General features: G+C 70.2%; 13 protein-coding genes. 6 read left to right on the top strand and 7 right to left on the bottom strand.

Annotated elements, in window-relative coordinates; genetic code table 11:
• Positions 1-15: 15 nt before the first annotated feature.
• Positions 16-924: an HpcH/HpaI aldolase/citrate lyase family protein gene (locus CK500_RS07440; protein ID WP_095636603.1), complete on the bottom strand. Its 909-nt coding sequence runs from the start codon at positions 922-924 to the stop codon at positions 16-18.
• Positions 925-1050: 126 nt separating this feature from the next.
• On the opposite strand from CK500_RS07440, the gene CK500_RS07435 reads away from it, so the two are divergent.
• Positions 1051-1527 carry a MaoC family dehydratase gene (locus CK500_RS07435; protein ID WP_095636602.1) on the top strand — a complete coding sequence of 159 codons (477 nt, stop codon included), beginning with the start codon at positions 1051-1053 and terminating at the stop codon, positions 1525-1527.
• An 11-nt stretch (positions 1528-1538) separates the two neighbouring features.
• Here the strand turns inward: CK500_RS07435 and cyaB are convergent, their stop codons facing one another.
• Positions 1539-2135, bottom strand: a complete 597-nt coding sequence (cyaB, locus tag CK500_RS07430) for a class IV adenylate cyclase (protein WP_095636601.1) — start codon at positions 2133-2135, stop codon at positions 1539-1541.
• A gap of 114 nt (positions 2136-2249) precedes the next feature.
• Between cyaB and CK500_RS07425 the strand changes: the two genes are divergently transcribed.
• Both CK500_RS07425 and CK500_RS07420 read left to right on the top strand, forming a co-directional pair.
• On the top strand, positions 2250-3167 hold the full coding sequence (locus CK500_RS07425) for an FKBP-type peptidyl-prolyl cis-trans isomerase (RefSeq protein ID WP_095636600.1): 918 nt from the start codon (positions 2250-2252) through the stop codon (positions 3165-3167).
• An 86-nt stretch (positions 3168-3253) separates the two neighbouring features.
• Positions 3254-3514: a hypothetical protein gene (locus CK500_RS07420; RefSeq protein ID WP_095636599.1), complete on the top strand. Its 261-nt coding sequence runs from the start codon at positions 3254-3256 to the stop codon at positions 3512-3514.
• A 22-nt stretch (positions 3515-3536) separates the two neighbouring features.
• On the opposite strand, the gene CK500_RS07415 is transcribed toward CK500_RS07420, so the two are convergent.
• The 4 genes from CK500_RS07415 to CK500_RS07400 all read right to left on the bottom strand — a co-directional run bounded on the left by CK500_RS07415 (position 3537) and on the right by CK500_RS07400 (position 6148).
• On the bottom strand, positions 3537-4208 hold the full coding sequence (locus CK500_RS07415; RefSeq protein WP_095636598.1) for an RAD55 family ATPase: 672 nt from the start codon (positions 4206-4208) through the stop codon (positions 3537-3539).
• A gap of 74 nt (positions 4209-4282) precedes the next feature.
• Positions 4283-4957, bottom strand: coding sequence for a MinD/ParA family ATP-binding protein (locus CK500_RS07410; RefSeq protein ID WP_198951523.1), 675 nt, complete (start codon positions 4955-4957; stop codon positions 4283-4285).
• A 63-nt stretch (positions 4958-5020) separates the two neighbouring features.
• The gene (locus tag CK500_RS07405) at positions 5021-5413 is read right to left on the bottom strand and encodes a YlbF family regulator (RefSeq protein ID WP_095636597.1); all 393 of its coding nucleotides are present in this window, start codon (positions 5411-5413) and stop codon (positions 5021-5023) included.
• Between the two features lie 81 nt (positions 5414-5494).
• Entirely contained in the window at positions 5495-6148 is a 654-nt protein-coding gene (locus CK500_RS07400) for an alpha/beta hydrolase (RefSeq protein ID WP_095636596.1), read from the bottom strand.
• Positions 6149-6293: 145 nt separating this feature from the next.
• Here CK500_RS07400 and CK500_RS07395 point away from each other — a divergent pair, with 145 nt between their 5' ends.
• From CK500_RS07395 to CK500_RS07385, 3 genes are all read left to right on the top strand, one after another.
• On the top strand, positions 6294-6995 hold the full coding sequence (locus tag CK500_RS07395; RefSeq protein ID WP_095636595.1) for a hypothetical protein: 702 nt from the start codon (positions 6294-6296) through the stop codon (positions 6993-6995).
• Positions 6996-7106: 111 nt separating this feature from the next.
• Positions 7107-8150: a diphthamide biosynthesis enzyme Dph2 gene (gene dph2, locus CK500_RS07390; protein ID WP_095636594.1), complete on the top strand. Its 1044-nt coding sequence runs from the start codon at positions 7107-7109 to the stop codon at positions 8148-8150.
• A gap of 218 nt (positions 8151-8368) precedes the next feature.
• A complete protein-coding gene (locus tag CK500_RS07385) occupies positions 8369-9163 on the top strand; it encodes a hypothetical protein (RefSeq protein ID WP_198951522.1) in 795 nt (264 codons plus the stop codon).
• 15 nt (positions 9164-9178) lie between these two features.
• On the opposite strand, the gene CK500_RS07380 is transcribed toward CK500_RS07385, so the two are convergent.
• Positions 9179-9631, bottom strand: a complete 453-nt coding sequence (locus tag CK500_RS07380) for a TIGR00725 family protein (protein WP_095636593.1) — start codon at positions 9629-9631, stop codon at positions 9179-9181.
• Positions 9632-9706: the final 75 nt, after the last annotated feature.

Here is a 9706-nt window from a genome sequence, read left to right as displayed (position 1 = left end):
CCCGGGGGGCCGAGGTTAACTGTGACGACCGCTTCGGTTCTTGTCTCGATCGGTGCCGGGCCGATCGCCCGCGGGGGCGCGCTCGACGATCCGCTCCGCCTGCGCGATCAGGGGCGCGTCGATCATCTCGCCGTCCACCTGGAAGACCGCTCGGCCCTCTCGCTCCGCGGCGTCGCGGGCGTCGAGCACTCGTTCGGCCCACTCGACCTCTTCCGGGTCCGGCGTGAACGCCGCGTTGATCGGGTCGACCTGTGCCGGGTGGATCGCCAGCTTCCCGTCGTAGCCGAGCGTGAGCGCGAACCCGGCCTCTTCACGGAGGCCGTCCGCGTCGGAGAAGTCGGTGAACACCGTGTCGATCGCGTCGACGCCGGCCGCGCCGGCCGCGAGGACGACGTGCTCGCGGGCGTACAGCACCTCGGTCCCCTCGTCGGTCCGTGTCGCGCCCACGTCGGCCGCGAGGTCCTCGGCGCCGAAGACGAGCGCGTCGGTCGCGGCGGCGGCCGCGATCGACTCGGCCGAGAGGACCCCCGCCGCCGTCTCGACCAGGGCGAACACGGCCGGGTCGAGCCCGCGGTCCGCGCAGAGCGCCGCCGCCTCCTCGACGCGATCGGCCGACCCCACCTTCGGGAGCATGACCGCGTCGAGCCGGAGGTCGGCGTCGGAGTCCGCGTCCTTACCGGCGCCCACCAGCGCGTCGAGGTCGGCCGCCGGCTCGGCGGCCGTGAGCCGGACGCACACCTCCGCGTCGGGGGCAAAGTCGGGATCGGTGAGCACCGCGCGGACCGATTCGCGGGCCTCGGCCTTCCGGTCGGGCGCGACCGCGTCTTCGAGGTCGAAGCAGATCACGTCGGCGCCGGCGCCGGGGGCCTTGCGCATGAGCTCCGGCCGGTCGCCGGGGGAGAACAGGAGGCTTCGTCGGGCCATGTCGGGCAGTCCGCGCGCATCGACATAAATCGTCCCGGCGTTCGCACAGCGGCCTTCGCGGAGGGGCGACGAGCCGCCGTCCGCGAGAGCGGTACCGCTTTGACGCCGCCCGCCGACGGTGGCCCCATGCCCGGACGCTACTACGAGGAGTTCGCGGTCGGCGAGACGATCGAGCACGCGAAGCGGCGCACGATAAGCGAGGCCGACAACCAGCGCTTCTGCGACATGACGATGAACCAGCAGCCGCTCCACCTCGACGCCGACTTCGCGGCGGAGACGCAGTTCGGCGAGCGGCTGGTCAACGGCCTCTACACCATGTCGCTCGCGGTCGGCGTGTCGATCCCGGAGACCACGGACGGCACCATCGTCGCGAACCTCTCGTACGACGCGGTCGAACACCCGAACCCGGTGTTCCACGGCGACACGATCCGCGCGCGGTCGACCGTCACGGACAAGCGAGAGACGAGCGACGGTGAGCGGGGCGTGGTCACGATGCACGTGGAGGCGTTCAAAGTCGTCGAGGGCGACGACGACGTGCTCGTCTGCGAGTTCGACCGGACCGTGCTCTCGGAGAAGCGGCCGGAGGGTGAAGGGGACGGCTGAACGCCGCCCCGTCAGGACTCCTCGGCCAGCAACAGCCCGAGGTACGAGGTTCGGACCTGTTCGTCGCCGTCGAGTCCGAGCCGGTCGAGCGCGTCCAGCGCCTCGTCGCGGGCGGCCTCGATCGCGTCCTGGTCGTCGACCTCGCGTTCGATCTCGACGAACTCGCCGAGGCCGTCGACGGCGTCGAGAGTGACGGTGAACCCCGCGAACGACCAGAACTCCCGGCGCTTCTCGACGACCGCGGCCGGTTCGAACCCGAGCCCCGAGAGCACGCCGGCCATCGCCTCGCCGTCGTCGACGGCGGTCTCGTGTTCCGCTCGGGTCTTCGACCCCTCGTCGAGGAGCGGCCCCTTGTACGTGAGCTTCGTCGTTTCAGCGGCCGGGTCCGGGTCCGCCGGCCCCGCCTCGGACTCCCCGCCGATCCCCCCCGAGAGCGGAGACTCCCGTCGGACCCGAAGCGCCTCGTCCGTCTCGGCGAAGTCGCGGTGCGGGGCGTCGTAGTACGCGTCGCGCTGGCGGCGGGCGTCGACGCGCTCGGCGCCGACCTCGCGCAGTCGCTCCCGGACCGCATCGGCGTCGGCCGGCACTTTGATCTCGACCTCGAACATACCCGGGTTCCGCCAGGCGCGTTCTTAAGCGCCGCGGGAGTGGACTCCGGCGCAACGCGGTCGTCGCCGCGTCGAACCGTGCGCCTTAAGGGTGTAACAGGAGACCTTCAGGGTATGAGCGATCAGGAGCAAGCGGACGCGGCCGAGGACGCAGACGAGGCCGAGACCGAGGGACTCGCCGACGGCGACTTCGTGCGAGTCGCGTACACGATTCGAACCGCCGATGACGGCCGCGTCATCGACACCACGGACGAGGAGACCGCCGAGGAGGCGGAGATCGACACCGAGGAGCACGAGTTCGAGCCGCGTATCATCGCGCTGGGCGCCGGGCACGTGTTCCCGTCCGTCGAGGAGGCCTTCATCGGCGCCGAGGTCGGTGACGAGGGCGTCGTCGACGTGCCCGCCGAGGACGCCTTCGGCGAGTACGACCCCGACGAGGTCGAGACCGTCAAGGCCGACAAGATCCCCGAGGACAGCCGCTACCCCGGCGCGCAGGTCCAGATCGACAACCGGCAGGGGTACCTCGAGACGATCATCGGCGGTCGCGCCCGCGTCGACTTCAACCACCCGCTGGCCGGCGAGGACCTCGAGTACGAGTACGAGATCCTCGAAGCCATCGACGACCGCGAAGAGCAGGCGTCGGGCATGCTCGGGATGTACCTCCAGGAGGCGCCCGAGGTCCGGATCGAGACGGTCACCGAGGAGGAGGAGACCGTCACCGAGGACGACGACGGCGAGGAAGTCGTCGAGACCGAGGAGGTCGAGAAGGACGTGCTCTACGTCACCGCGACGCAGGCGATGCAGATGAACCAGCAGTGGATGTTCCAGAAACAGCAGATCGCGCAGGACCTCATGAGCCGGCTCGACCTCGACCGCGTCGTCGTCGAGGAGGTCATCGAGGGCGGCGGCATGGGCGGTCTCGGCGGCATGATGGGCGGCATGGGCGGCGCCGGCGCGGGCGACATCGAGGAGGCGCTCGAAGACGTCGACGTCGACGCCGACGAGATCGTCGACGAGATCGACGAGGAGTAACCCGACGCGCCGTTTGACCGACCGACCCGGTCGGTCTTCGGCCCCGAACCGATCCCTTTTGAAGCGCGGTCGACCCACAGAGAGACATGAAAATCGAACGTGCGCGCAGCGACCTCGTCGTCGCCGCCAGCGCCGGGGGGACGACGATCGCGCTCGCCCTGCTGTCCGGCGTCGCGGGCGTGGTCGAGGTGTCGACCCTGCCGACGCTGGCGCCGCTGGTCGTCTACGCGGGCTATCTCTTTTCGCGGAAGGGCGGCCCGTACGGCTCGCTCGACCGACCGCGGAACTGGGCGGCGGTCGCGGTGCTCGTCGGCGTCGTCGTCGTCGCGGCGTCGGCGGTGGTTTAAATAAAGCAGGTCGCCCGCCGGGTCAGGCGATGTCGCGGCTCGTGTCAACCGACACCGTGTCGGTGAGTTTCAGCTTGAGGGGCTCTTCGAGCGCCGCGCCGCCGCGGAATTTCGGCACGATCAGCCGGTTCGCGATCTCCGTGCCGGTCACGGTCGTCCGGAGGTCGAAGACCACGTCCGCGACCTGTTCGGTGACGACGCGGTTCCGCCCCGTCTCCCCCTTGAACGCGTGTAACACCGCGATCCCGCCGGCGTCCGCGACGTGCCGGCGCAGGTCGGTGAGGAACGATCCGTACCGCGACCGGTCGGAAGCCTCCAGCGGTTCGACGGAGTCGACGACGAGCGTGGCGCCGTCCGAGAGCTCCGCGGCGGTCGCCAACACGTCGTCGAGCGGGGCCTCGCGGTCCGTCTCCTCGACGACGGTCTCTCCGGCTCCGCCCTCACTATCGCCCCGCTCGCCGTCGCTTTCGCCGTCGTCTCCCGCCTCCGCTCCGCCGAGCGCGAGGCTCGCTTCGACCGCGTCGGCCGAACGCACCGTCGTGAGGTAGCGGCACTCCCGCGGGCGCGAGAACCGGTCCACGATCAGCTCTGACTGGCTCGCGGGGTCCGCCTTCAACACGACGACGCTGCCGCTCGGGAGTCCGCCGCCGAACTCCCTGTCCAGCACGGAGATCCCGGTCGGTAGCGTCTCCATATGTGCGCTGCCGGCTCCGGAGGTTTGGCTCTGTCGATGGGGGACGAGCGCCGGACGCGACCCCGGGGCGGCGGTCACGCGACCCGCCACCGGTCCGCCCCGTGCTCGTCGACGAGCCGACGCGCCAGGTCGTCGTACGCCGCCCGCACCGACGGGTCTGACAGCGGCTCGGGGGCGACAGCCGGGATCCGCCCCAGCACCGGACAGCCGAGGAGCTCCCCCACTCCGGCCGGAACCGACTCGGCGCGCACGGCCACGGTGCCGACCGGCGGACACCCCAGTCGGCGCGCGAGCGCCGCGGTCTTCGCGGCGTCGCGGAGCGCCGCCCGCCGGAGCGGCGTCACGAGGAGGCACCGGTCGGCGGCCCGGAGCGGCGCCGCGGCGTCGGGCGACGCCCCCGCCGGACAGTCGAGGAGGGTCGGCGAATCGTCCGGGACCGCCTCCGCGAGTGCGCCGAGCGCGCGCCCGGCGTCGGCGTCACCCGGGTCGTTCGGCGCCGCGAGCACCGTCGGCGCCCGCCGATCCGGGCGGATCGCTCCGTCGGCCCGAACCGCGTCGAGCACCGTCGGCGCGTCCGGAACGGAGCCGCCGTCTCCGTCGGCGGCGCTCGCCAGTCGCGCGAGGTTCGGGAGGTCCCAGTCGGCGTCGGCGGCGACGACGGGAGCACCCCGCCGCGACAGCGCCCGCGCGAGCCCCAGCGTGGTGGTCGTCTTCCCGCTTCCGCCCTTTCCGCCGGCCACGGCTATCACGGGGATGGGTGCGTCGCTATCGCTGATAAAAGTCGGGAGCGAAACGAAGTGCGACGGTACGGGTTAGTCCTGACAGCAGCCGCCGGCCTCGCCGCCGAAGTCGACCGCGAGCGGCTCCGAGATGGCCTCGTTGACGGCTTCGAGGGTGTCGTTCAGCTCCTCCTGTGCGTCGAGGAACTCGCGCATGACGGGCATCGAGTGCAGCTCGTTTTGGGCCGCCTGCACCTTCTGAAGCCCGGAGTTCGTCGCCTGTCCGGTCTCCCGGGCCTGCATGAACTCCGCGCGGAGCTGCTCGAACTCGTCGATCTTGGCCTGGACTTCCTCGTCGCGCTGGACCGCTTCGCGGGCCGACTCGAAGCGCTCGTACTCCTGCGTTCGGGCGATGCGTTCGCCGAGCTCGCGACCGAGGTCCTCGATGGTGGCCTGCTCGTCGGGAGCGGCCTGTTCGACGCTCATACCCGATCCTCGGGACGGATCGGTTTCAACCTGCCGGAGCCGGGGGTGTCCCTCGGGGAACGATCGGCCGGGAGCCGTCGCTCACTCCGCCTGCGACTCCACGAACGTGACGACGTCGCCCAGCTCCTGCTGGCCGATGCCGTGGCCGCCCGGGTAGCTCCCGCGGGTGACGGCGGCACCGATCTCCTCGAACCGGTCGGCCGCCGCCGCCGACCGCGACTCCGGGATCACGCGGTCGCCGGCGCCCGCGCCGACGAAGACCGGCTTGCCCTCGATCCCGTCGGGGTCGAGGTCCGCGTGCGCGTCCGCGAGGTAGCCGTGCAGCGCGACGACCCACGCGTAGCGGTCCGGTTCCTCCAACACGAGCGAGAGGCTCGTGATCGCCCCCTGACTGAACCCGAGCAGGCCGAGCCGGTCGGGGTCGAGGCCGTAGGCGTCGACCGCGGCGTCGACGCTCTCGGCCACCAGGTCGAGGCTCCGCCGGAAGTCCTCGGCGTCGGGCTGGCTCGACTCGAGGCCGCCGGCGGACAGGTCGAGCTCGTACCACGTGTACCCGCCCTGCAGCGGGTCGGGCGCGCGCAGGCTCACGACGTGGAGCTCGTCTGGCAGGCGCTGGGCCACCGGCAGCAGGTCCTCCTCGTCGGCGCCGCGGCCGTGCAGCACGAAGACGGCGGGGGCGTTCTCGGTGTCGTCGTCGGGCGCGACGTGGACGTGTTCGAGCGGAAGGTCAGTCATGTGTCCCGCGTTCGTCGGCTCGGGGGTTGTATCCGTCGGCCGCGGCAGCGATCGGCTCAGGCGTGCGAGCGCGATCGGTCGGCGAACCCCGATCCGGGCTCGTTCGCGCATCAATTATTTGACGATCGCGGCGAGATGTCGGACCATGCGTCCCCGCACCATCGCCGCGGCAGCGGCGGTCCTCCTCCTCGCGGTCGGAATCGCCGCCGCGCCAGTGGCCGACGCGCGCGCACCGCCGACGCCGATCTGCGGCGTCTGTGACCTCGATCGAACCGCACCGGACGGCACCTCCGTGGTCGCCGGTGAGAGCGCCCAGACCATCACGCTCCACGGGAACGGGTCGACGACGTGGGTAGCTGAGGTCGACCTCGCGGCCGGCGGCGACGCGCTCGCGGCGAACGAGTCGCTTCGGCGCGCGGTCGCTTCCGAGGCGGCTCGCGACGGAATCTCTGACCCGAGAGACGTCGAGTCCCGGATCGACGGAGACACCCTGATCGTCGAGTACCGGGATCCGAACGCCACGGAGCGACACCTCGGCGTCGTGGTGTTCACGGAGCTGACGCCCGCCGCTCCCTCGGTCCCCTTCGCCATCGGCGGCGAGGGGGCGCGGTACCTCGGCGCCGATCGGTTGACGGTCCGCGGGGCGTCGGGATGGAAGGTCCGCGGCGACGCGGGCGCGGGCGGTTCCGACGGCCGACTCGTCTGGACCCGCGACGGCGCCGATCCCGACGACGAGGGACGGGTCTTCGTCGACGTCGACCGAGACCCAGTCGCCGTCGAGGAGGACGGAATACTGCCCGCACAGCGCGCCTGGATCGCTCGGCTGCTCACGAGCGACACCCTCTGAGGGTGTGGAGTCGCCGAAACGAACACGAATGTTACGAACGTCACGAACGTCGCGGACGGAACTCGCGGTCGAACGCGCCGTTTAACCGTCCAGCCGCACAATTCGTTCGACATGAGCGGCTCCACGGAGGGCGACCTCACGAAGACGGGGATGGCCCTGAAACACGACCGCGAGTGGGACTACGAACTCGATCGGATCTTAGAGGCGATCGAGGAGCGCGACGCCTCCAAGGTCGGCCTCCAGTTCCCCGAGGGGCTCAAGCGCCGCGGCCCGAAGGTCGCCGACGACCTCCGCGAGGTGGCGCCCGACGACGTGACGTTCATGCTGTCCGGACAGCCCTGTTACGGCGCCTGCGACCTCGACACGTACCTGATGCGCCGGACGGACGTGTTCGTCCACTTCGGCCACACGCCGATGAAGGAGTCCGACAGCATCGTCTACGTCCCCCTGTTCTCGAACGTCGATCCCTTCCCGATCATGGAGGACGCGCTGGAGGAAGAGCTCGCGTCCCCGGAGGAGGACGCCGACGTGGGGCTCGTCACGACCGCCCAGCACATGAACCGGTTCGAGGAGATGACCGACTGGTTGGAGGAGCGCGGCTACGAGGTCCACACCCGCCGGGGCGACGACCGGCTCACGAAGGAGGGGCAGGTGCTCGGCTGCAACTACGCCTCCGCGGACATCGACGCCGAGCAGGTGCTGTACGTCGGCGGCGGGAAGTTCCACCCGGTCGGCCTCGCGATGGAGCATCCGGACAAGCGCGTCGTCATCGCCGACCCCGTCAACAACGCGGTCTCGGTCGCGGAACACGACCAGTTCCTCAAGCAGCGCTACGCCTCGGTCCACAAGGCGATGGGCGCCGAGAAGTGGGGTGTCATCTTCTGTACGAAGATCGGGCAGGGCCGTTGGGAGAAGGCCCAGGAGATCGTCGAGAACAACGAGAACGCCTACCTGATCACAATGGACGAGGTGACGCCGGACCGCCTGCGGAACTTCGACATGGACGCGTTCGTCAACACGGGCTGTCCCCGGATCACGACCGACGACGGCCCGCGGTTCCACAAGCCGATGCTGACGCCGGGCGAGTACGAGGCCGCGATCGGCGAGAAACCCCTCGACTCGATCGAGTTCGACACGTTCCACGACACTTGGTAGTCGACGTCATTCGTAACACCCGGTAGTCGGCGCCATTCGTAACACTCGGTAGTCGGCGCCATTCGTAACACCCGGTAGTCGGCGTTTTTCGCGACTCTCGGTAGTTGACACCTCCCGAGACGACCGCGACGCCGGACGGATTTCTGGAGACTCGGTTTACCGGGGGCGACGCGCTCCCAATGGGGAAGGCGTTTCACACGCGAGATCGATCGCCCCGCATGGTCCCGACTCTGGTTGCGCCCCTCCTCACAGATGTTGTCACCGCGATCGATCGGCCACCGCAGTGGACCGGTCTCGAACTCGTCGGATCGGCGCTTATCGAGTTCGTTCTGACCGCCATCTTCATCGCCTTCATCGGCGCGGTCGTGTCGGCGACCGCTCCGGATTTCACCGCCGACGGAGTTGGGTACCTCCGTGCGGAGCCCGCTGAGGCGTTCGTGTACGGCCTGGTGGCGTACGTGGCGACCGCCGTCGCGATGTTTCTGCTCGCCATCACCATCATCGGTCTCGTCGTCGTCGTCCCCGCGGCGATCGTCCTCGCGATCCTCGGCCTCGGCGGAACGGCCGTCTCCGTTATCGCTCTCGGAACGTGGGTGGGGGCGGCGCTCGGAGACGGAACCGCGAGCGATCGGGGGACCGCTCTCGTCGTCGGAGCGATCGCCTGGGCTGGACTCGGGATCGTCCCCGTTCTCGGCGGCCTCGCGACGTTCGTCGTCAGCACGATGGGGTTCGGCTACCTCGTGCTCTGGCTCGCGAACGGGCAGTTCGATCGAGACTACGGCTCCGTCGGGGACGACGGGAACGACGGACCGGACCGACCGACCCGGGGTTCGAACGGTCCCGATCGCGAGAGCACGAGCGGCGAGAGTTTCGACGACCCTGACCGCTTCCGCAACATCGCGGCGGTGGACGCCGAACGCGAGGCGGCCGAAAACGAGCGAACCGAGGCCGGTAGCGCGGCCGATTCGGACGATTCGATTGATTCGGATGAGACGACCGATCGCGATCGATAGCTCCGGAGGGCGAGATTATGTCGTCGACTCGCTCTCGCGTTCCACGTAGTCGACTGCGTCAGCGGGCGATTTCACCGCCTCGACGCCCGAAACGGCGTGCGTGTCCAGCCCGGCGACGGCCCGACCGTGCGCGAGCGCCATCCCGATCTCCGAGAGCGTCCCCGGCCCGCCGTCGATCGCGACCGCGGCGTCGCCGTTCATCACGACGAGCGCGTTGCGGGCGTGGCCCATGCCGGTCGCGATCGGCACGGTGACGTGCGGGTTCGCGTCCGCGCGACGGTCGGTCGGCAGGATACCGATCGTCTCGCCGCCCGCGCTCGCCGCGCCGCGACAGACCGCTTCCATCACGCCGCCGAGGCCGCCACAGACCACGGTGTGACCGCGGTCGGCGAGTCGTTTTCCCAGCTCTTCGGCGACCGCCGCCGTCTCGGGCGGGACCGAGCTTCCGCCGATGACGCTGACGCGCATACCGCGGGACCCGAGCCGAACGTATATAAAGGACGGTCGTCCGTGTCGCGGTGTTGGTGAAACTCTTTTAAGTGC

The sequence above is a fragment of the Halorubrum salipaludis genome (assembly GCF_002286985.1).
GTDB lineage: Archaea > Halobacteriota > Halobacteria > Halobacteriales > Haloferacaceae > Halorubrum > Halorubrum salipaludis.
The sequence above is the reverse complement of the archived record's forward strand: the minus strand, read 5'-3'. Positions and strand labels throughout refer to the sequence as shown.

Coding starts and splice junctions, on each gene's coding strand:
- CK500_RS07425 (WP_095636600.1), top strand. CDS start 2,250: ATGAGCGATCAGGAGCAAGCGGACGCGGCCGAGGACGCAGACGAGGCC.
- CK500_RS07415 (WP_095636598.1), bottom strand. CDS start 4,208: ATGGAGACGCTACCGACCGGGATCTCCGTGCTGGACAGGGAGTTCGGC.
- CK500_RS07395 (WP_095636595.1), top strand. CDS start 6,294: ATGCGTCCCCGCACCATCGCCGCGGCAGCGGCGGTCCTCCTCCTCGCG.
- cyaB (WP_095636601.1), bottom strand. CDS start 2,135: ATGTTCGAGGTCGAGATCAAAGTGCCGGCCGACGCCGATGCGGTCCGG.
- CK500_RS07405 (WP_095636597.1), bottom strand. CDS start 5,413: ATGAGCGTCGAACAGGCCGCTCCCGACGAGCAGGCCACCATCGAGGAC.
- dph2 (WP_095636594.1), top strand. CDS start 7,107: ATGAGCGGCTCCACGGAGGGCGACCTCACGAAGACGGGGATGGCCCTG.
- CK500_RS07380 (WP_095636593.1), bottom strand. CDS start 9,631: ATGCGCGTCAGCGTCATCGGCGGAAGCTCGGTCCCGCCCGAGACGGCG.
- CK500_RS07400 (WP_095636596.1), bottom strand. CDS start 6,148: ATGACTGACCTTCCGCTCGAACACGTCCACGTCGCGCCCGACGACGAC.
- CK500_RS07435 (WP_095636602.1), top strand. CDS start 1,051: ATGCCCGGACGCTACTACGAGGAGTTCGCGGTCGGCGAGACGATCGAG.
- CK500_RS07440 (WP_095636603.1), bottom strand. CDS start 924: ATGGCCCGACGAAGCCTCCTGTTCTCCCCCGGCGACCGGCCGGAGCTC.
- CK500_RS07385 (WP_198951522.1), top strand. CDS start 8,369: ATGGTCCCGACTCTGGTTGCGCCCCTCCTCACAGATGTTGTCACCGCG.
- CK500_RS07420 (WP_095636599.1), top strand. CDS start 3,254: ATGAAAATCGAACGTGCGCGCAGCGACCTCGTCGTCGCCGCCAGCGCC.